Here is a 21,739-nt window from a genome sequence, read left to right as displayed (position 1 = left end):
CCTCGTCAAGACCTCTTCCACCCAAAATGAGTTGAGAGATTTCCTTGCCATTTTTGTCGAGTTTGACAACCCATACATCCTTGGAGCCATGTCCCTTGGGTGAGTTCTGGATATTTGCTGCTACAATGAATCCCTGGTCCGTGGTTTGGATCACTGCCTTGGCTTCCTCATCCGAAGAACTTCCCATAGTTTTTTGCCACAGCTCATCCCCAAATTCATTGATGCGGATTAACCAAACATCTGAACCGCCTTTGGAGTCGTCCTTTTTATCCAATCCTTTGCCTGAATACGAGGTTCCTGCCAAGAGGAATCCTCCATCCTGCGTGGTTACAGTCGCTGAAAGGTAGTCATGGTTATTTCCTGAAAAATATTTTTCAAAAACCTGTTCTCCCTGTTGATTCAGTTTTACCAGATGGAAATCGTAGCCATTGTTTTGTCTGTTATTCTGTTGGAGTTTGTCGCTCTGGATAGAGCTTCCCGTAATAAGATACTGCTGATCAATAGTGGTAGTCACCTGGCTTAGAAAGTCCTGGGTAGAGGACTTGATGTCCTTTTGCCAGATTACTTCCTGGGCAGACATACCCAGCACAGTGCATAAGGTAAATGCACCGAGATAAATCTTTTTCATTCCTGTATTTTTAAGTTAGTAATTAGTTTTATTATTTTGCCACAAATTTAACTTTTTTTATGACTTAAAACCTTTATTAAAGGGATTTGATGTAAAAATAACATACTGATATATTTTATCATTCCATATTATCTAAACACAAAGATATTTTCACAAAGCGACAGAATATGACGTATTTTAATTTTTTGTTGAGTGAGGTGTTATATTTTTAAATATGATTATGTGTGAAAGAATAGGAGAGGGTAATAAACCAAAAATAAAGATGTACTATGGTATTCAGAAAAGTGTAATAAGAAAGATTGAAAGTAATCAATAAAAAAACAATCATCTTAATATAAGATGATTGTTTTTGTTTGGTTGTAGACCCACAGGGATTCGAACCCCGACTGACGGTACCAAAAACCGGAGTGCTACCGTTACACTATAGGTCTGTTTTGATGCTGCGAAATTATATAATTTATTTTAAATATGAAAACCAAAATTAAAGATTTATTAACATAATAGGGGCTTGAATGATCTTACTTTCTGATATCCAAAGAATTATTTTTTGTAAAAAAAACTCAAAGGCAGTACATTTTTAATACTAAATAATAAAATCTTATCTTTGCAAAAAATTGGGCTCCAAAAGTTGGAGTAACCCATTAATAACTTATCCTGAGCATAGCAAAAGGATTATTAAACATTTTTTATGTCAAATATTGTCGCAATCGTTGGGCGTCCCAACGTAGGAAAATCCACGCTTTTTAACCGTTTATTAGAGAGAAGAGAGGCTATTGTAGATTCTACAGCCGGTGTAACCAGAGACCGTCATTACGGGAAATCTGACTGGAATGGAGTAGACTTTACTGTAATTGATACAGGAGGTTATGATGTAGGTACAGACGATATCTTTGAAGAAGAGATTCGTAAGCAAGTACAGTTGGCGATAGATGAGGCAACTTCTATTATCTTTATGATGAATGTAGAAGAAGGGCTTACAGATACAGACTACGAAATTTACAGATTACTAAGAAGATCCAACAAACCTATTTATATTGTAATTAATAAAGTGGATTCTTCTAAGGAAGAACTTCCTGCAACGGAATTCTATCAGTTAGGAATTGATAAATACTACACTCTTTCTTCAGCAACAGGTTCAGGAACCGGAGACCTATTAGATGATATTGTAAAAGACTTCCCAACAACAGAATATAAAGACCCGTTCGAAGGATTGCCTAAAATTACTATTGCAGGTCGTCCAAACGTAGGAAAGTCTACAATGACTAATGCTTTACTTGACGTTGAAAGAAATATTGTAACAGATATTGCAGGAACTACAAGAGATAGTATCCAGACTTTATATAACAAATTCGGACATGAGTTTGTATTGGTAGATACTGCAGGGATGAGAAGAAAATCTAAAGTAAATGAAGATTTAGAATTCTATTCCGTAATGAGATCTATCCGTTCTATTGAATATTCTGATGTAGTGATCATCATGGTAGATGCTACACAAGGATGGGAATCTCAGGATATGAACATTTTCGGGTTGGCACAAAAGAACAGAAAAGGAATTGTGATTCTTGTTAACAAATGGGATTTGATTGAAGATAAACAAACTAACACAATCCGTGACTTTGAAAAATCAATTAAAGATAAAATCGGTCAGTTCCAGGACATTCCAATTCTATTTGTTTCCGCTTTAACGAAGCAAAGAATCCTGAAAGCTGTAGAACTAGCAATGGAGGTTTACGAAGACCGTAAAAAGAAGATCAAAACTTCAAAATTGAATGAAGTAATGCTTCCTATCTTCGAAAATACACCGCCACCGGCACTTAAAGGAAAATATATTAAGATCAAATATTGTGTTCAGCTTCCTACACCATCACCACAGTTTGTATTCTTCTGCAACCTGCCACAGTATGTGAAAGAACCATATAAAAGATTTACTGAAAATCAATTGAGAAAAGAATTCGGGTTTACCGGAGTTCCTATCGAAGTATATTTCAGACAAAAATAAGATGACTTTTTAATAAAAATCTGGTGAGGAATTCCTTGCCAGATTTTTTATAGATATACCTTAATACCCTGGTATCAATCTGCAAATTCGTTTTTTAATTGTAATTTTGCAGGAATTAATGTTTAATCACTATAATTAAAACCTAAGATCTTCATGCTTACTATTTTATCACAAAACTTTTCCCTTGTCAATGAATGGATTAACGAACTTAGAAACGTTAATGTTCAGCATGACCGAATGAGATTCCGAAGAAATATGGAAAGAATCGGAGAAATTGCAGCTTTTGAAATAAGCAAAGGATTAGAGATAAGAGAAGTTGAAATACAAACTCCCTTAGATACTATAAAAAGCACAGAAATTGCTGTTCAGCCGGTTATTACAACTATTTTAAGAGCCGGAGTTCCTTTGTTTGAAGGAATTTTAAACTATCTGGACAGAGCAGACTGTGGTTTCGTTGCAGCTTATAGAAAGCATGATGCCAACGATTATTTTTCCATCAAGCAGGATTATCTGACTTGTCCAAGCATTGAGGGAAGACCTTTGATCGTTGCAGATCCAATGTTGGCAACCGGAGCTTCATTAATTGAAGCCATCAAAGACTTGTTGACAAACGGAAACCCAACCCAGCTTCATATTGTGGCAGCCATTGCTTCAAGACAAGGAGTTGAAACAGTTCAAAATGCATACCCTGATGCCCACATATGGGTAGGAGCTATTGATGAACAATTAACATCAAAAGGGTATATTACACCAGGACTAGGAGATGCCGGAGATTTAAGCTACGGAGAAAAACTTCAACGATAATATTTTAGGAAAGATTCCAGAAATCTTTTACTAAATTCAATAATAAATTTGGTCGTACTTTTTCCATTGGGTGCTTGGTATCCGGGAGTACGGCCAATTTTGCGTTTGGAAGGTTTCTGTAAACACCTGTGCTTTCCTCAATGGTTACCATATTATCTTTATCTCCCACCATAATTTGAATAGGAATATTAATGGCAGCAAGATGATCCTTTAACGGTGGATTTTTTCCTAAATCAATCATTAAATCTGCAATGGAAAGAAGCAGTTGCTTCCATTTTGTACCATGTTGCATCTCTAGAATTTGGGCATACTGTGGAACTTTTTCCAAAATAATATCAGGATTCAACATTTTACTTTCCTTTAAAGCCTGTTCCTCATTCCAGTCAAATTTTGTTCCCAGAGTTATAACAGAATTTACATTATCAGGATTTTTCATAGCATAGCAAAGTGCAACATATCCGCCCATGCTGTGACCTAATATAAACACATCTTTCAGATTATTTTCCTTACAGTATTCCGTTAATTCCTGAGTGTATTTTTCTATACTGATTCCATCAGTAGGAAGTTCAGTGTTTCCATGTCCTGAGAATAATGGTGTATGAATAGTAAAATATGGTGAGAGGCTCTTCATATATGGCTCGAAGATATTACTATGGCCTAAAGCTCCGTGTAATAAGATCAGATTGGGCATGATGGTTTAGTTTTCCTGAAAATTAAGGAAAAGAATCGGGAAGTGAAAATGAATTTAAACGTAATCATGTGAAATGGTTTGAGTGTAGAAATCATGGAGAGTTTTAGAAAATCAGATATCCTCTGCTATCACCAATATACTCACCTTGTTATTTCCGGCATTTAGAATTTCCCATGCAATAGAGGAAACAGTATTTCCGGTGGTAAAAACATCATCAATCAAAAGAATATGTTTTCCGGTGATGGGCTGGGTAACAGAAAATGTATTGACTGTTTCCAAACGATGTTGTTTGTTCTTTAAGGCTTGGGCTTTAGAATAATGATTTCTTTTAATTAATTCATGATCAAAAGGAATTTTATAAAACTTTGAAAGACTTTCCGTAAATAGATGAAGCTGGTTGTAACCTCTTTCTCTCAGTTTTTTAGGATGAAGCGGTACACTTACCACAAGATCAGGATACTGATTTTTGAAATCAAGACGTTCTGTTGCCCATTCTGCTAAGATTTTTCCTGTTAATTCCCGGCCTCTGTATTTCAGTTCATGAATGATTTTCCGGCTTAGGCTTTCTTCCTCAAACCGAATCAAAGCATAAGCATTTTCAACAGGGAAAAGGAGTTTACATTTTTCCCTGATAGGGTTGCTCTCAAAATAATCATAATGGGTAAGATGAATCTGGTTGAAACAAAGATCACAAACCAAACAATCAGGCTCAATGATTCTATTACAATGAATGCATCGGTTAGGGAAAAATAAATCCAGTATCATAAATGTGTTTTTACTAAGGTATGAAAAAGTTTTAGTCTAATGATCATTACGATAAAACCCTTAAAGCTCTTCCAATACTCTAGCTTTCAATATGAAAGTCTTAAAATTCTTTCCTAATCCTTTCGATGGAATTCTTCATGCTAAGGTTAAAATGTTCCTTTTCCAGTCGTACAGGTGGCGCCTGTCTTATCTCACAATCAGCAATACTGCAGGACTCGCAGGTGACTCCCACGTTTATAGTTTTTAACGATGGAGACTTGATAAAACCAATCTTTTTAATCGTTTGAGTATTTAAAAGAATACCTAAACAGTAGCTTCTGTTACTGCCGTCAGAAAAAGGGTTTTTCTGAGAAGTGGAAATAACCAGATAACTTATTCCCTGATCTTTATAATGAGAAATCTGAGCATCCGTAAGCGTTTCATTTTCCGTTAAATGATGAAGGTTTTTCACAGCAATCCATCTCTGGCAATAATGCTCATTAGTAGCATTGGCATGAGGCGCCTGCTGGTGGTTAAGATGAAGTTCCTTTAAAATCTGGATCTTATCAGAACCTTTCTTTTTAACCAGGCACAGATAAAACAAATCCTTAATTCCCATCTCCGCAGAAAGGATATTAGTCAGGCGATAATAAAAAGTTTCAGGCGAATGGGTGAAGCTATTAATAAGTTTCTCAAAGCTCTTTGGTTCCCAAGTGTTTTGTTGGAAAAATTCAGAAGCCTTTTCAATGGCAGGTTCCTTTGATATTAATAATGCTCCGGCGAAATAAGAAGCATAAAAATTGTTTAAAATCTCTTCAAAACTCCCAAAGTCAAGCCATGAATAAGTGGTAGGACGAACTTTCAATTCTAAAACATTGAATCCTATTTCTTTAGCCAGGATAAAGGTTTTTTGATCTTTCTCGAGTTTTTTATTCAGAAGAAGTAATTTTTTTTCAGGAATAAAGAGAGAACGCAGGTTGTCCAAAGTTCCATACTTTTCAAAATCTTCAGATTGGATAGTATAACTGAATTTTTCCGTAAGAATATTTTCCAGAATGTCAGACTTCAGATTTTTATCAATTTGTAAATGATTCTCCTCAGTAAACTGATTTACCTTACCCTCGATTTCCGGAAAATAATTATCATACAATTCCTGAAATGATCTTAAAACAGCAAAGTAGAATCTCTCTTTTCCAAGATTATAATTTTGAGATATTTCAATCAATGCATTAATGAAAGCGGTTACCTTTTTAGGAGCATCACTAATGATACTGATAAGGTTATTTTTATTGATCCCAAACAATTCCAGAGGAACCTCTTTAAAAAAATCCGATTGAAGAATTTCATTAAAAGGAGCAAGGCTTTTATCCAGTTTTGTAGAAACAAGATCATCAAAAGTACAGTTTAGGGCATCAGAAAGCTGAATGATCTTGTCATGCTTAGGATATTTCTTCCCGTTTTCAATTTCGTTAAGGTAAGATTTTGATAATCCGGTTTTTACAGCAAGGTCCTGTAGAGACCAATTTTTCTTTTGTCTCTGCTGTTTCAGTTTTAACCCGAAAACTGTCTTGATAAAGTCACTTTCTGAATTCATTACTCAAATATAAATATTTAGATGCGATTATTCGCATAATAATTTTTAAATAAATTTAGCGAACGTTCGCTGATTGTGAAAATTTTTATTTATGTTTGTAACATCAAATCACAAAATCAATTAGTTATGGAAACCAAGACTCAACTAAAAATAACGGCTCAGAAACAGTTTGAAGAAATTTTCACTCCAGATTTAATCGATTTTCTGATTGCTCTTCATCAGAACTTCAATCATAAAAGAGTAGAACTTTTAAAAGAAAGAAAAATAACTCAACAGAAATTTGATCAGGGAGTACTTCCAACGTTTTTAAAAGAAACAGAAGACATCAGAAATGGAAGTTGGGTTTGTGCCCCATTACCTGAGGACTTATTAGACAGAAGAGTGGAAATTACCGGACCAGTTGACCGCAAAATGATTATCAATGCCTTGAATTCCGGAGCGCTAACATTTATGGCAGATTTTGAAGACAGCAGTTCGCCGACATTTGAAAACTGTATGGATGGGCAAATTAATCTTTCCGATGCTGTGAACAGAACCATTGATTTTGTAAACGAAAAAGGAAAGGCTTATCAACTCAATGAAAAGACGGCTGTACTATTGGTTCGTCCAAGAGGTTTACATCTTCCGGAAAAACATATTAAGATCAATGAAGAAGAAACCTCAGGATCATTGGTTGACTTTGGAATCTACTTTTTCAGAAATGCAAAAAATCTTTTGAAGAGAGGAAGCGGTCCTTACTTTTATCTTCCAAAACTAGAACATTACAAGGAAGCACGATGGTGGAATGAGGTTTTTGTTTTTGCACAAAATTATCTTGGAATTCCACAAGGAACTATTAAGGCTACAGTTTTAATAGAAACCATTACTGCCGCATTTCAGATTGATGAAATCTTATATGAATTAAAAGAACATAGTGCAGGGTTAAACTGCGGAAGATGGGATTACATTTTCTCGTACATCAAAAAATTTAGAAACCTGCCTGAGTTTATTGTTCCGGACAGAGATCAGGTAACAATGACTTCTCCTTTTATGAGTGCTTATTCAAAAAGAGTAATCGAAGGCTGTCATAAAAGAAATGTTCATGCAATGGGAGGAATGGCTGCGCAAATACCTGTAAAAGATGATGATGAAGCCAATAATATTGCTTTTGAAAAAGTAAGAAGTGATAAGGAACGAGAAGTGAAAAATGGACATGACGGAACCTGGGTAGCGCATCCTGCATTGGTTTATGTAGCGATGGAGATTTTTAATCAGCATATGCCTTCAAAAAATCAGATTGATAAAAAATTTGAATATCATATAAAAGAAAGTAACCTGCTGGAAATTCCTAAAGGTGAAATTACAGAGAAAGGCGTCCGAAAAAACATCAATGTCGGAATTCTTTACATTGAAAGCTGGCTGATGGGGACAGGGGCTGCGGCCATTTACAACTTGATGGAAGATGCCGCCACCGCAGAGATTTCAAGAACACAGATCTGGCAATGGCTGAAAAATGAGGCGGTACTAAGTGATGACAGAACATTAACCCGTAATATGATCCTGCAATGGGAAACTGAAGAAATGGACAATATTGAAAAGTATGTAGGAGAAACCCGTTTCAAAAACGGAAAATTCAACCTTGCCAAGGAACTTTTCAATGAATTGATCTTTTCAGAAAACTTTGAAGAATTTTTAACCTTAAAAGCATATCCCTTTATTTAGTTTGAGAGTGAAAAACTCAAAATCTTAATCCAAACCTTAATCTAACAAAATCCAAATATTATGAAAACAAAACAAGAACAAATCCTAGCTCTAGAGCAAGATTGGCTAACGAACCCACGCTGGAATGGGGTGAAAAGACCTTATACAGCGGCAGAAGTTTTAAAACTTCGAGGTTCCTATAAAATTGACTATACCATTGCTACAGAAATGTCTAAAAAACTCTGGGATAAATTAAATACTCAGGATTATGTGGCAGGACTTGGTGCATTAACAGGTAACCAAGCCGTACAGGAAGTAGATGCAGGATTAGAAGCGATCTATCTTTCAGGATGGCAGGTAGCTGCGGATGCTAATTTATCAGGAGAAATGTATCCGGATCAGTCATTATACCCGGCGAATTCAGTACCGTCTGTGGTGAAAAAAATCAATAATGCCTTATTAAGAGCAGATCAGGTTCAGTCGGTAAGTGGTGCTGGAGATAAAGAATACCTTGTACCAATTGTTGCAGATGCTGAAGCAGGTTTTGGAGGTAATCTGAATGCTTTTGAGCTTATGAAGCAGATGATTGAGGCAGGAGCGGCAGGTGTCCATTTTGAAGATCAGCTTTCTTCTGCAAAAAAATGTGGACACTTAGGAGGAAAAGTACTGGTTCCTACTCAGGAAGCAATTAATAAATTAATAGCTGCACGTCTGGCTGCAGATGTATTAGGGGTTCCAAGTCTTATTGTTGCGAGAACCGATGCTGATGCTGCAGATTTATTGACTTCAGATATTGATGATAGAGACAAGAAATTTGTAACAGGAGAAAGAACTTCTGAAGGATTTTATGTAGTAAGAAATGGAGTAGAGCAAGGCATAGACAGAGGATTATCCTATGCTCCTTATGCGGATCTGATATGGATGGAAACTTCTAATCCGGATTTGGAACAGGCAAGAAAATTTGCAGATGGAATTCATGCAAAATTTCCTGGAAAAATGCTTGCTTATAACTGTTCTCCATCTTTCAACTGGGCGGCAAGGCTAAGTGTGGAAGAGATGTCTACTTTCCGCGAAGAGTTGGCAAAAATGGGTTACAAATTCCAGTTTATCACATTGGCAGGGTTCCATGCCCTGAATACGGCAATGTTTGAGCTGGCTTTGGCTTATAAAGAAAGAGGAATGGCAGGATATTCAGAATTGCAGGAACGTGAATTTGCGCTTCAGCAAAAAGGATTCCGAGCAGTGAAACATCAGTCTTTTGTAGGAACAGGATATTTTGATGAGGTTCAAAATGTTGTTACCAACGGTTCTTCTGCTACAGTAGCCATGAAAGACTCTACAGAAACAGCACAGTTTCATTAAAAATTAGTATTTCGCATTATATTTTTTCCAATCCCTTCTCAGTTTTGAGGAGGGATTTTAATAATAACTTTAGTGTTAATTACCCCTTTATTTTGACTGAAAAAAAGACCGAAAAACAAATGGAAAATTATGTTATATTTGGACTCGAAAAAAATGAATTTTTTGAAATATATATAAAATGAAGCTAATTAAATTATTTTTTATTGCAGCAGGGTTAACACTAACGGCGAATGCTGCAAATGCTCAGCAGAAGATTGGAAACGTGAACACTGATGATATTTTTGCTAATTTGTCTGATGTAAAAACGGTAGGGGCGACTATTGAGGGGCTGACAAAAGCAAAGCAGACTGAAATCGAAAAAATGATCACTGAGTATCAGACTAAACTTAAAGCTGCACAGAATAAAGAAGGTACAATGACTGAAGCCAATAAGGAAGCGGTGACGAAAGAGTTGATGGCTGCTCACACAGAACTACAGGCACTGGCAAAAAAAATAGAAGAAGGAAGAGCACTGGCTGCTAAAGAACTTTCTGCTAAGCAAAATGAATTGTTTGCTCCAATACAACAAAAAGTAAAGGATGCTATTTCTGCTGTAGCGAAAGAAAGAAACCTGAATTATATATTTGATACTTCATCACAGGATGGTAATAATCTTGTTTATACAGATGGAAGTGAAGATATCACTGCTCAAGTAAAAACTAAACTAGGAGCTTCTGCAACAACTAAGGCTGCTCCAAAGTCTAAAAAATAATCTTAATATTCTAATATTATAAAACGGAATCGGATGAATATCTGATTCCGTTTTTTTATATAAAGTATGTTTTATTTTTAAATCATAAATTTGAGTAAATATTTCAGAGAGATGAGTTTAATGTATGAAAAACAGATACGGGTAACGGAAGAACATATAGATCAGAACAATCATGTTAATAATGTGCAGTATGTACATTGGGTAGAAGAAGTGGCGGCTGAGCACTGGGATCTTTTAAAACAGAAAACAGAATATGTAAATGATGCCTGGATGCTTTTGGACCATCATATCCAATACAAAAAACAGGTGTATCTGGATGATATGATTACCGTGAAAACTTATCCCAAAACTCCTGAAGGGGCCAAACAACCAAGAAAAGTAGAATTTTATTGCAATGATGAGCTTGTGGTAGATTCAAGTACACTTTGGGTTTTATTTGATACAGAAACAAAAAAAATAAAACGATTGGAAAGAAATTGGCTGGAAAAGCTAGGCTTAATATTATAAAAATTCAAAATCTAAATAACCATGTCCACAAAATGATAAAAATCGAACTTATACCATTAGAATGCATTCACATTGAAAATATCGGAAAACTTTCATTGGGTGAATCCAAGACTAATATTGAAAAATTATTGGGAGAACCATCAGATAATCCTGACAATATACAATTATTCTATGATGACTACGAACTTAGAATAGATCTTGATGAAAATGAAAATGTCGAATTTATAGAATTTATTTATGGGCCTTTTCCTGAAAGCACAGAACTGTCAATCTATGGGATTAATCCATTCCAGATTGGAGCCAATCAACTTATTGAGATTCTTACAGAAAAGAATAATGGAGAAGTAGATAATAGCGAAGCGGGGTATTGTTATATCTTTTTGAATAATTCAGTTGGTGTTTGGAGACAAATTACAGAACAAGATGTAGAACAAGATATTGCTGGAATGAAAACCAATAACGAGTATGAGGAAAATAAAAATTGGCTTGAAGAAGAGCTGGTAAAAGCAAAAAACTTCTGGACCATTGGAATTGGAGGAAAAGATTATTACAAATAAGACCTAATCTAAGAATGGTTTAGAAATGGGAAATGCAGAGTGAAAAATAAATTAAGAAAAATAGTTGTTGATCATAAAGAATATCTGTATTTGGTTACAGATAAATATCATCATGGAACAGAAACCAATACTCTGACAGTGAAAATCTTTGTAAGCGGAAACAAACAATCTCCACTCATTATTGATTTTCTAACCTTTGATGATTATATAATGGGACAGCCCTTAAAATCAGGGATTAGTCTGGTCAATAACATAACAGATTCAATAGAGATAGTAAATATGAATGAGCCAAAATATATAAGGCAACTCATTGTACAAGGGTTAAAAAATGGTTGGATAGGAGAAAATATGATGGAAAGACAAAATGGATTGAATTATTTGAAAGAATTGGGATTTGAAATAGAAAAACTACAACCCTAAAAGTAATATTATAATCTCCAGAATTGTCTTATATAAAGAAATCAACGATAAAAAATGAAGCAAATTATCTTAACAGTAGTCTTATCTAACCTTTCTCTTTTTTGCTATGCTCAAAAAACTGAACAATCAAAAGCAGTTGATAACTATGTGAAAAATGTTATTCAGATCAATGAAATCCCAGGAATGGCTGTGGGAATTGTGAAAAATAATAAAATAGTTTTCCAAAAATATTACGGTACAGAAACTTTAGAAAGTAATAAAAAAGTGGATTCCAATTCCATGTTCAGGATTTATTCCAATACGAAGCTAATGTCAAATGTTGGTCTTTTTAAGCTTATTGAACAAGGAAAGTTGTCATTGGAAGATAAAGTTTCAAAATATGTAGATAATTTACCAAAGGAATGGCAGAATATTCAGGTGAAAAACCTTCTTTCGCATTCTTCGGGGCTTCCAAACTGGGTCGAGTTTAAAGATATTTCGGTAAATGCAACCAATGCTGAAGTCATTGACCGATTAGGTAAAGAAAAAATGGAATTTGAAACCGGAGATCATTATAGATACAATCAGACCAATTATCTACTCATTACCATGATCATTGAAAAAATAACCAGAAAGACCTATGAAAACTATATCGTAGAAAATCAATTTCCGGATTCCAGAAATCAGATCGTGTTTTCTTCCAATTCTGTTGAAAAAATACCTAACAGGGTAGGGAAGTACAATTATAATGCAACGAAGAAACAATACGAAAAACTAACTGCCATTGAAGGAGTGAGAGCTCACTCTTCAAATGGACTGGCCATTACACTTCCAGCTTTTTTGCAGTGGAGCATACATTTTAGTAAAAATGATTTTCTGAAACCAGAAACAAAAAAAATGATGTGGCAGCCATTTAATTATAAAAATAACGGATTTGAATTCGCGTATGGCTGGGAAATTACCGATTCAAATAATATAAGATCATATGGTTTTTCTGGTGGAAATGTAAGCGCATACAGTATTTTTCCAGAGAATGATATGGCTATCGTGGTAATGTATAATGGTAACAAAGGATTTCCGGTGATGTATCAAATGGTTAACCACATTGCAGGAATTATGGATAAAAAACTTATGGATCCATATGCATTGGTAGAAGAGATTACCATTGCAGAGCCTCATGTTCACTCCAATTTGAAGAAAGATGTTTACGGATACAGAATAGAAAAAGACAACGTTATATTTTCCTACCAATATCCAAAAAATCTAAGTGCTGAATTTATTAACAGTATTTCAGTAGCAGGCTCTTTTAATGATTGGAAAGCGGATCATAAATCATATCAATTAATTTCCAAAAACAACAATACTTTTGAATTGGCAATCCCAAAATCACAGTTTGAAAAAGGAAAAACCTATATATTTAAATTTGTCATGAACAAAAGCGGATGGTTAACAGTTCCTTACAATGCTGCCAACGTAGACGGAACACAAGATAATAATCTAACCCTGAAAATAGATTAAAAAGCAGATTTGAATATCGTTGTAATAGAAACAGTCTTTTCTGTGTTAAATCTTTCTTGGTAGGAGGACTTTTGATAAACCACTGGATATAATATAATCGATGAGCAATATGTACCTATATAGGAAATACCTGTAACCATCTACAAAGGAGAGTACATTAAGACTACAACTTATAATACAGGTACATCTCCAAAAATTACGCGCCCCTTTCATCGTTACCAAGGAGGGAGTAGTTTTACCTAGAAATGCATACATACCTGAGAATTATATTGAAAATCCATATAGAAATTCAAGTTATGGTATATACGAAAATGGAAAATTTATTGAAAAATTAAGGATTGACCCAGCGACACAACCAGGATTCAAAGGGCCCAATCAGAACCATTTTCATATCAATGGGGGAAGTAAACATATTTTTGCCTCCTCTAAATGACCTTATTATAAAAAATAAAATTATGAATATAAATGATTATACTTGGCATGATAAAGTTTTGCTAAATATTAATATCGATAGAAGAAATTCAGGTATTATCGATGAAGTTTGTTTTGAAATTGATGATAATGAAATTTCAAAAAATTTAGTTTTCAGAGAAGTTTATTGGCTCAACCTAAATTTAAATTTTGGAATGGTTGCGGAAGAATCTATATTAAATATACAACGTTTAAATGACGATGATTCTGATCTACTTTCATTATATAAAAAGTGGAATGGCCATTTAGATGAAAAAAGACTATCTTCATATTTAATTGAGTTGAATACATCAGGAGGTATAATAAAAATAATTGCAGAAGACTTTACTTACCAAAACTTGAGCTAAAGGCAATTATGGCTCTATTAAAATGCTAAAAAGTAAAATACTGATCAATTAATTAGGCAAATTAATGCCCGTTATATTGCTGGTTTAACTGAAATTGTTAAAAATGGACTTGGAGATGCTTCAAAAAATACTAATTTCCAGTTAGGTCTGAATTACTATTTTTAAGAAGACTAGAAAAGCTTATTTAAACTTATAAGGAGTATGTGATATTTTTCGCTTACTCCTTTTTTTATGAATAAACTTATTCAAATAATGAAAGCATTTTATTTCTTCCTCTTTTTATCTTAAATTTGACAATTGATTTGATATTTTTTCATTTTGTTGACATTTATTTGAACTTTTTATAAATGCTTCGAGTGTAATTGGTTAAAAATCAATAATTTAAATTTATTCATTTAATATGATACGTATAACAAAAATTTTTACATTCGAAACAGCCCACGTACTGTACAACTACGATGGGAAGTGTAAAAATATGCATGGACATTCTTATAAGCTGTTTGTAACAGTGAAAGGAAAGCCGATTAATGATATTGAAAACCCTAAAAATGGGATGGTAGTTGATTTCGGAGATATCAAAAGTATCGTAAAATCTGAAATTGTAGACGTTTGGGACCATGCAGTTCTTTTGAATGCTTTAACTCCACACAAGGAATTGGGAGACGATCTTGAGCAAAAAGGACATAAAGTAATCTATTGCAGCTTTCAGCCAACCTGTGAAAATATGCTGTATGCTATTGCAGCCAAAGTAAAATCTAGACTTCCTGAGGGAATATCACTGGCTTATCTGAAACTTCATGAGACAGAAAATTCTTATGGAGAATGGTTTGCAGAAGACAATCAATAATTATCATCCTATAAAACGCAAAAGGTGTTAAAAACAACAATTAATCTAGAACCTGGAAAAAAAGTATATTTTGCTTCAGATCAGCATTTTGGTGCTCCTACTCTTAAGGAAAGCAAAGTGCGTGAAGAAAAATTTATACGCTGGATGGACGAGATCAAAGAAGATGCACAGGTTTTATTTTTAATGGGTGACCTTTTTGACTTCTGGCATGAATGGAAACATGTAGTTCCTAAAGGATATGTACGTGTTTTAGGGAAAATTGCAGAACTGAAAGACAGAGGAATTCATATTTATTTCTTTGTGGGTAACCATGACCTGTGGATGAAAGATTATCTGGAAGAGGAAATCGGATGTACGGTTTTCTATCAGAAACAATACTTTGAAATGGGAGGTAAGCAGTTTCTATTGGCTCATGGTGATGGGCTTGGGCCTGGTGATAAAGGCTATAAAAGAATGAAGAAACTATTCACCAATCCGGTGGCACAATGGTTTTTCAAATGGCTTCATCCCGATATTGCAATGAAAATTGCATTGTACCTTTCTCAAAAGAATAAAATGATCTCCGGAGATGAGGATAAAGCTTTCTTAGGAGAAGATAAAGAGTTCCTGATTATCTATTCCAAAGAAAAATTGAAAACTCAGAAGATTGACTATTTTGTGTATGGGCACAGACATCTTCCAATGGTACTGGATTTGGAACAAAATTCAAAATACATCAACCTTGGAGACTGGATTTCCTATTTTACCTACGGAGTTTTTGAAAAGGACTTTGAATTGAAAGTTTACGAGAAATAAATAACAAAAAAATTACCCCTAAAAGAGGTAATTTGCGAATGAGTGGGAGACCCATTCTGTTTTAATCCATATTCCAAGTAAATACTTACAAGAAGTTTACCAAAGTATCATTTTAGCATTAAAAAATTATTAAATAAAATATTGTTTTCTAATAGTAGCTTTTTTCAAGGCTGTAGAAGAGTTAAAAATTATGGAACTGAAAAGCATATTCAGCATACAAACAGAGCAGGATTTCCTAAATGCATCATTGAAAACATTTCGTTATCAATATGAAAATATTGAAATATATAGGAAATTTGTTGACTATTTAAACATCAATCCGGATGAGGTTAAAAGCCTTGATAAGATCCCTTTTTTACCCATTGAAATGTTTAAAAATCACCAAATTCTGGATAAAAATGTAACTGCTGATTTATTTTTTCAAAGTTCCGGAACCACACAAATGAATCTATCAAAACACTTTATTGCCAACCCTGAATTGTATGAGGAAAGCATTTATAAAAGTTTTGAACAATTCATCGGAAAGCCTGAGGAATTTATATTCCTAGGTTTGCTTCCAAGTTATCTGGAGAAACAGAATTCATCACTGATTTATATGGTGGACTATCTGATGAAAAGATCAGACAAACCTGACAATGGATATTTTCTTTATAACCATTCTGAACTTTTTGATCTCTTAAGCCAATTAAAGGATAAAAAAGTTATTCTTTTCGGAGTTTCCTTTGCGCTGCTAGACTTTTTGGATACAGTAGAATCCCTTAATCTTTCAATTTCTGAATCTCTTAACCTTACTGTCATTGAAACAGGCGGTATGAAAGGACGAAAAGAAGAAATGACAAAGGATGAGCTTCTGAATATTTTACAGAATGGCTTTAATACAGATAAGATTTATTCGGAATATTCAATGACGGAATTATTGTCTCAGGCCTACTCTTTGGGGAATAATGAATACAGCTGCCCTAACTGGATGAGAATTTTGGTTAGAAATGCTGAAGATCCTTTTTCCTACGAACAAGAAGGAAGAACAGGAGCCATTAATATCATTGATCTTGCCAATACCCATTCCTGCTCCTTTATTGCCACTCAGGATTTAGGAAAAATAACAGGAGATAAATTTCAGGTATTGGGGAGAATAGACCATTCCGATATCCGTGGATGTAGCTTGCTGGTGAGCTAATTAAGGTTTGTTATCAAGAGAAAAACCTGTACAATATTTCAATGTTTAAAGTCTGATATCTATCACCTTGAACTTCTTGTCTTTAAACCCATTTCATATCACATCATGATCAAAATAGAAGAACTTGTTCACGCTTACATCCATTCTCACTGCGACTTTGAGAAAGAACTGGTTCTGACAAATTATTTTCAGGCAGATTGGGAAGCAGATATACTCATCGTTGATGCTGAGGGAATGAGCCATGAAATAGAGATTAAGTTTTCAAAAAGTGACTTTAAGAATGATTTCAAAAAGTCATATTTAAATAAAGATACAGGGGAGAAATTTCTGAAACACGACAAGATTTCCTGTGGAGACTATGTTTGTAATGCATTCAGTTTTCTATTACCAATGGGAATGGTAGATGCCAAACTTATTCCTGAACATTGCGGAATCATTGAATTTTACCATAATGCAGACACCTGGGAGACGGAATTTTATCTTATCCGAGAGCCCAAAAGACTTCATGAAGATTCTTACTGGAAGTTAAACGATAAAGACCTTTTCATTAGAAAAATGGCTTTGAATTTACTTCAACGCAAAATGGAAATCAAAGGTAAACATGAAGAGCTTATTTTTAAAAATCCCTTTGAAATCAAAAAAATAAAATGAAAAATCCTGTTTCCATACAGGATTTTTTTGATGCTTTCTTTTTGTACATTAGTAGAACATAATTGTACGGTAAATTAATCCTGAAAATGAAAATATTCCCAAAAAATTACGGCTTATTTTTCAGGTTTTTTATTGATCAGATTTACTATTAAAAAAGAAGTATGGATGAAATTACTTGCCCTTATCATTGGGATTGTGGAGAAAAAGTAAAACCAATAGAGTTCAGTAAACACGATTACGATTTCCTACAGTCTGCATTAGAAAAGAAAATGGCTTTTATGATCATAGATTGCCCAAAGTGTTCAAGGTCTTTTAAGTTTAATACAGTACAGTGGAAGTCAGATGAATTTGGGTATTCTAATCCCAATATCATTGTTGAAAAAAAGAAGAAAACGATCAAACAACTGACTTCTATTCTTAAGAAAGCAGAAATCGAGATCCCTTTATCCTATTTTAATTATTTAACAAGTGAAGAATTTGACGCGCAGATTTCAATTTCTTTGAATGAAGAACCTTTTGAGCTGTATGACCTCCAGCAACTTTGTGAAAAAATAAAGGTAGATGGTACTTCTTGTCTTATGATTAATCAATTGAAAGGTTTTACAAATACACTGCTGAAAATAGCTAACGAAATATCATTACCAAAGCAAGATCTAGATTATAGAGATATTGCGAATTGTTTAACAATTGGTTCGGGGAATACCAAACTTTTATTCCTTGATTATCAGGATAATAATACTTTGTGGCTTTTTTATCCTGACGGCGGTGATATTGAAAAATTACATTTAACATTGGAGCATATTATTAAAAGAGAAAGTATTTCATAAGATTAAATCTAATAAAACCTAAACCTAGCTAAAAAACATGAAATTACTACAGATTATTCAATGCGTTTGTTTTGTCATATTGACAGTTTCCTGTTCTGTAAATAGCTCTCTAAAAGATTCAGAAAATTTTAATCAAAAGAATATTGTGATCAGAAATGATTTCAAAAAGTATTTTAATGAATGCCACGTAAATGGATCTGTAGTAATATACGATAACAGCAAAAAGAATTGGATTCTGTCTGATACTATTGATTCAAAAAAAGAAACATTGCCTGCCTCAACTTTCAAAATCATTAATCTGCTGATTGCTTTAGAAACAAGAAGTATTCAAGATGAATATGAAGTGGTAAAGTGGCCGGGAAAAACAGATACTGTAAAATATGGTTTCAGACCCGATATTTATCATGACATGACCGTAAAAGAAGCATTTGAGGTGTCTGCAGGTTGGGTATTCGTAGAGTTGGCGAAGAAAATAGGCAAAACAAATTATAAAAAATATTTAATACGTTCCCATTATGGAAATCTTAATCTTTCACAGACGGACGCTGATTTTTGGAACTTTGGAAACTTTGGAATTTCACCACTTAATCAGGTAGAATTTATAAAAAATCTATATACAGAAGATCTTCCTTTTTCAAAAAGAAATATGGAAATAGTAAAAAGTGTAATGATCTCTGAAAAAACTGAAGACTTTACGATCCGATCAAAAACAGGCTGGACAAGAGATAATGGAATAAACACCGGTTGGTGGGTAGGGAGTATAGAAAATAAGCAAGGAATTTATTTTTTTGCTACCAGACTTCTTCAGGATAGGCAGATAAAGAATCCTAATTTTGGAGCTTGCAGAAAACAAATCACGAAAACTATTTTCAAAGATCTTAACATTCTGAAATAGATAACTTTTTCTAAATGCTTTTTGATGTTATGAAAAAAAATAAACTATCTCGTTTGAGATAGTTTATTTTTTTATTAGTTAGAATAAAGCTTCTATTTATACTACTTCTTCTGTTTCTCTCTGTAGCAAGAACTTGTAGATTAATCCACCTACAATTCCTCCCAAAATTGGAGCTACCCAGAACAACCAAAGTTGTGACATAGCAAGTCCTCCTGTAAAAACAGCCTGAGAAAGAGATCTTGCGGGGTTTACGGAAGTATTGGTAATTGGAATAGAGATAAGGTGAATTAAAGTAAGCGCAAGACCAATTGCTATTCCTGCAAACTTACCATTAGCCCATTTATCCGTTGCTCCCATAATTACAATAAGGAAAAACGCTGTTAATAAGAATTCTGCAAGAAATGCAGCTCCCATACTGAATGCTTTTCCATTATAAACTGCCTCTCCGTAGAAGTTTGTGGCAAACGCCCCGGGTTTAGAAAAATCTACTACTCCGGCTCCGTTTAGGATTGTGTATAAGCATCCTGCTGCAACAATAGCTCCTAAACACTGCGCTACAATGTAAGGAACAAGATCTTTTGCAGAAAATCTTCCGCCCGCTAAAAGTCCAAAGGAAACAGCCGGATTAAAATGACCTCCGGAGATATGACCTACAGCGTAAGCCATTGTAAGAACTGTAAGACCAAAGGCTAGTGCAACCCCTAAAAGCCCAATACCTATGTCGGGAACGCCAGCTGCGAAGACAGCGCTTCCACAACCTCCGAAAACAAGCCAAAATGTGCCGAAAAATTCAGCAAAAAGTTTTTTTATCATGTTGTTTATTTTAAAAATGTATCTCAAATGTAGAATTTATATCTTAAAATAAAAAGTTAAAACTGAAAAAATATTTCAAAAATAAGAGAACAAAAATTATAAATTCAATAATTTGGTTTAAAGTTTGTTTGGGATTTATTTGAATACTATTAGAGTCATAGTTGAAAGATATAACATAAACGATTTATCTTTTGTTAGTAATTTAAAGCGGTGGTTAATGAGAAAGTTTCTTTGTGTGGTCTTCGTACCTTTTATTTATAGTTTACATTATTCGCAGGCAGCCAAAAAAGCTCTTCCCTGCTATGATCTTACGACTGTTCTGAAAGTGGAGCCTACTGCACTTTACAAACCCCATTTGGATGCTTCGAAGAGTTTTGGTGTCCAATTACTCAAAGATTCTAAAACAGTACAGAAATACATCAGTAAAGGGAAATTTCATAAAATAAAGAAATCAGGAAAAGGATATAATGTTCAAAAGCTTGATTATAGTAAAGGATATATGGTTTCCAAAGCAAAAACTACCCTGGAGAATATGGGGGCTAAATTCAGTAAAGCTACAAAAGGTGGAACATTTACTGTTTCATCCATTACAAGAACACTGGAGGACCAATGCAGACTAAGAAAAGTAAATTCCAACGCCTCGCTAGGGATTAGTTCTCATAATTATGGCAACTCCTTCGATATTTCTTATGTAAGGTTCAATAATATTCTCAAGTACAATCCGAAAATGGAAGTGGCGTTGGAGAAAGTTTTAAAGCATTATGCAAATGCTGGTAGAATTTATTACATAAAAGAAAAACAACAAAGCTGTTATCATATTACGGTGAAAAATTATTAGTTAAATTCCTACTTGCATAGCATGTTTAGTTTGTATAATTTTATACAACTAAAAACCATGCTTATGACAACATTAAACATTGTAGATTTCATGCTTTCTGTAGACGGGTGCAGAACTGCTACCGATGAATGGAACAAGTGCTGTTCTAATTTTCTTAGAATAAAAGATTTAATTCCTGCAAACTATGTTTTTAATATCTCTGACGGTCAGCTTAATTGGATGAGAAATTACAAGAACTATCCTGAATTTTGTGCAGCAATAGGTATTTATGAAAAGAAACTGATTTTGATCCTTTATCCTATGAATGATGATGGGAAAAGAATTGAAGAAAAGGAATATCCATGCAGTTATCTTATTGAACTGACCCATGATTTGAAACTTCAGGAAGTTCAGGAATATACGATTGTTAAAAATACCGTTCTTTCCAAAGGTTTTGAGAAAATAGAGAAAAACTCAGATATGGCATTCCCTGTATCCAATAAACCTATTCTTGAGCAAGATAAGGCGGTAGAAGCCATTGAAAGCTGGAGAGATTCAGGAATGGATTGGATTTACAAAGAATGTAAAGAATCTGAGGGAGAAGGAATTTTTAGGAAATTCTATGTTCCTACAGCAGATTTATGCCTGTCAGATGATGGCCTGTCAAAAATTACATGTTCTTTTGGGCTTAAGTACAATGATATTTATGGAAAAATGTTAACAACGCTTATCTTTATATCTTTCCATGAAAGCCTTCAAAATTCAGAACGTGTACAAATGACTACCAATACATACGATTGGGCAAAACCATGTCCGCCTATTTGCCGTATACCGGATGTAGGATGCGAATTTTAAAATAATATAG

The 21,739-nt window shown here is 34.1% G+C and carries 22 protein-coding genes, 1 tRNA gene and 1 pseudogene; 18 read left to right on the top strand and 6 right to left on the bottom strand.

All coding sequences use genetic code 11. From position 1 onward, the window contains the following. Together C1638_RS19945 and C1638_RS19940 are read right to left on the bottom strand one after the other, a co-directional pair. Nucleotides 1–628: pseudogene (locus C1638_RS19945) on the bottom strand (T9SS type A sorting domain-containing protein); the annotation flags it as partial. A 360-nt stretch (nucleotides 629–988) separates the two neighbouring features. Beyond that, a tRNA-Gln gene (locus C1638_RS19940) sits at nucleotides 989–1,059 on the bottom strand. Between the two features lie 257 nt (nucleotides 1,060–1,316). Between C1638_RS19940 and der the strand changes: the two genes are divergently transcribed. Continuing rightward, nucleotides 1,317–2,627: a ribosome biogenesis GTPase Der gene (der, locus tag C1638_RS19935; RefSeq protein ID WP_109623688.1), complete on the top strand. Its 1,311-nt coding sequence runs from the start codon at nucleotides 1,317–1,319 to the stop codon at nucleotides 2,625–2,627. Nucleotides 2,628–2,780: 153 nt separating this feature from the next. Then, nucleotides 2,781–3,431, top strand: a complete 651-nt coding sequence (gene upp / locus C1638_RS19930) for a uracil phosphoribosyltransferase (protein WP_076352713.1) — start codon at nucleotides 2,781–2,783, stop codon at nucleotides 3,429–3,431. A 4-nt stretch (nucleotides 3,432–3,435) separates the two neighbouring features. Here upp and C1638_RS19925 read toward each other — a convergent pair whose 3' ends face one another. The 3 genes from C1638_RS19925 to C1638_RS19915 form a co-directional block, all read right to left on the bottom strand. Continuing rightward, nucleotides 3,436–4,122 carry an alpha/beta fold hydrolase gene (locus C1638_RS19925; protein WP_109623687.1) on the bottom strand — a complete coding sequence of 229 codons (687 nt, stop codon included), beginning with the start codon at nucleotides 4,120–4,122 and terminating at the stop codon, nucleotides 3,436–3,438. A 111-nt stretch (nucleotides 4,123–4,233) separates the two neighbouring features. Next, nucleotides 4,234–4,887, bottom strand: coding sequence for a ComF family protein (locus C1638_RS19920; protein ID WP_109623686.1), 654 nt, complete (start codon nucleotides 4,885–4,887; stop codon nucleotides 4,234–4,236). A gap of 100 nt (nucleotides 4,888–4,987) precedes the next feature. Further along, nucleotides 4,988–6,460, bottom strand: a complete 1,473-nt coding sequence (locus C1638_RS19915) for a helix-turn-helix domain-containing protein (protein ID WP_109623685.1) — start codon at nucleotides 6,458–6,460, stop codon at nucleotides 4,988–4,990. Between the two features lie 126 nt (nucleotides 6,461–6,586). Between C1638_RS19915 and aceB the strand changes: the two genes are divergently transcribed. From aceB to C1638_RS19845, 14 genes are all read left to right on the top strand, one after another. Then, the gene (aceB, locus tag C1638_RS19910; protein WP_109623684.1) at nucleotides 6,587–8,161 is read left to right on the top strand and encodes a malate synthase A; all 1,575 of its coding nucleotides are present in this window, start codon (nucleotides 6,587–6,589) and stop codon (nucleotides 8,159–8,161) included. 60 nt (nucleotides 8,162–8,221) lie between these two features. Continuing rightward, nucleotides 8,222–9,502, top strand: coding sequence for an isocitrate lyase (gene aceA, locus C1638_RS19905; RefSeq protein ID WP_109623683.1), 1,281 nt, complete (start codon nucleotides 8,222–8,224; stop codon nucleotides 9,500–9,502). A 178-nt stretch (nucleotides 9,503–9,680) separates the two neighbouring features. Continuing rightward, entirely contained in the window at nucleotides 9,681–10,253 is a 573-nt protein-coding gene (locus C1638_RS19900) for an OmpH/Skp family outer membrane protein (RefSeq protein ID WP_109623682.1), read from the top strand. A 111-nt stretch (nucleotides 10,254–10,364) separates the two neighbouring features. Beyond that, nucleotides 10,365–10,760 (top strand): acyl-CoA thioesterase, encoded by a 396-nt coding sequence (locus C1638_RS19895; protein ID WP_109623681.1) that lies wholly within the window; start codon nucleotides 10,365–10,367, stop codon nucleotides 10,758–10,760. A 32-nt stretch (nucleotides 10,761–10,792) separates the two neighbouring features. Next, nucleotides 10,793–11,317, top strand: coding sequence for a hypothetical protein (locus tag C1638_RS19890; protein ID WP_109623680.1), 525 nt, complete (start codon nucleotides 10,793–10,795; stop codon nucleotides 11,315–11,317). 39 nt (nucleotides 11,318–11,356) lie between these two features. Beyond that, nucleotides 11,357–11,737, top strand: coding sequence for a hypothetical protein (locus tag C1638_RS19885; RefSeq protein WP_109623679.1), 381 nt, complete (start codon nucleotides 11,357–11,359; stop codon nucleotides 11,735–11,737). Nucleotides 11,738–11,791: 54 nt separating this feature from the next. Then, nucleotides 11,792–13,234 carry a serine hydrolase gene (locus tag C1638_RS19880; RefSeq protein WP_109623678.1) on the top strand — a complete coding sequence of 481 codons (1,443 nt, stop codon included), beginning with the start codon at nucleotides 11,792–11,794 and terminating at the stop codon, nucleotides 13,232–13,234. Between the two features lie 455 nt (nucleotides 13,235–13,689). Beyond that, nucleotides 13,690–14,052 (top strand): hypothetical protein, encoded by a 363-nt coding sequence (locus C1638_RS19875; RefSeq protein WP_123838405.1) that lies wholly within the window; start codon nucleotides 13,690–13,692, stop codon nucleotides 14,050–14,052. A 400-nt stretch (nucleotides 14,053–14,452) separates the two neighbouring features. Next, complete coding sequence (locus C1638_RS19870) at nucleotides 14,453–14,899, top strand: 6-pyruvoyl trahydropterin synthase family protein (protein WP_076352703.1); 447 nt, start codon at nucleotides 14,453–14,455, stop codon at nucleotides 14,897–14,899. A gap of 24 nt (nucleotides 14,900–14,923) precedes the next feature. Beyond that, nucleotides 14,924–15,694: a UDP-2,3-diacylglucosamine diphosphatase gene (locus C1638_RS19865; RefSeq protein ID WP_109623676.1), complete on the top strand. Its 771-nt coding sequence runs from the start codon at nucleotides 14,924–14,926 to the stop codon at nucleotides 15,692–15,694. A gap of 190 nt (nucleotides 15,695–15,884) precedes the next feature. After that, nucleotides 15,885–16,871 (top strand): LuxE/PaaK family acyltransferase, encoded by a 987-nt coding sequence (locus C1638_RS19860; RefSeq protein WP_185140448.1) that lies wholly within the window; start codon nucleotides 15,885–15,887, stop codon nucleotides 16,869–16,871. 105 nt (nucleotides 16,872–16,976) lie between these two features. Next, nucleotides 16,977–17,522 (top strand): hypothetical protein, encoded by a 546-nt coding sequence (locus C1638_RS19855; RefSeq protein WP_109623675.1) that lies wholly within the window; start codon nucleotides 16,977–16,979, stop codon nucleotides 17,520–17,522. Nucleotides 17,523–17,683: 161 nt separating this feature from the next. Further along, on the top strand, nucleotides 17,684–18,349 hold the full coding sequence (locus tag C1638_RS19850; protein WP_109623674.1) for a hypothetical protein: 666 nt from the start codon (nucleotides 17,684–17,686) through the stop codon (nucleotides 18,347–18,349). 37 nt (nucleotides 18,350–18,386) lie between these two features. After that, the gene (locus tag C1638_RS19845) at nucleotides 18,387–19,244 is read left to right on the top strand and encodes a penicillin-binding transpeptidase domain-containing protein (RefSeq protein ID WP_109623673.1); all 858 of its coding nucleotides are present in this window, start codon (nucleotides 18,387–18,389) and stop codon (nucleotides 19,242–19,244) included. Nucleotides 19,245–19,340: 96 nt separating this feature from the next. Here the strand turns inward: C1638_RS19845 and aqpZ are convergent, their stop codons facing one another. Beyond that, complete coding sequence (aqpZ, locus tag C1638_RS19840) at nucleotides 19,341–20,054, bottom strand: aquaporin Z (protein WP_109623696.1); 714 nt, start codon at nucleotides 20,052–20,054, stop codon at nucleotides 19,341–19,343. Nucleotides 20,055–20,274: 220 nt separating this feature from the next. Between aqpZ and C1638_RS19835 the strand changes: the two genes are divergently transcribed. Both C1638_RS19835 and C1638_RS19830 read left to right on the top strand, forming a co-directional pair. Continuing rightward, nucleotides 20,275–20,895 (top strand): DUF5715 family protein, encoded by a 621-nt coding sequence (locus tag C1638_RS19835; protein ID WP_109623672.1) that lies wholly within the window; start codon nucleotides 20,275–20,277, stop codon nucleotides 20,893–20,895. A gap of 63 nt (nucleotides 20,896–20,958) precedes the next feature. Beyond that, on the top strand, nucleotides 20,959–21,729 hold the full coding sequence (locus tag C1638_RS19830) for a hypothetical protein (RefSeq protein ID WP_228428228.1): 771 nt from the start codon (nucleotides 20,959–20,961) through the stop codon (nucleotides 21,727–21,729). The last annotated feature ends 10 nt before the right edge of the window (nucleotides 21,730–21,739 follow it).

This window comes from Chryseobacterium oncorhynchi (assembly GCF_002899895.1).
In the GTDB taxonomy this organism is placed as follows: domain Bacteria; phylum Bacteroidota; class Bacteroidia; order Flavobacteriales; family Weeksellaceae; genus Chryseobacterium; species Chryseobacterium oncorhynchi.
This window is presented reverse-complemented; position numbering and strand designations above follow the sequence as displayed.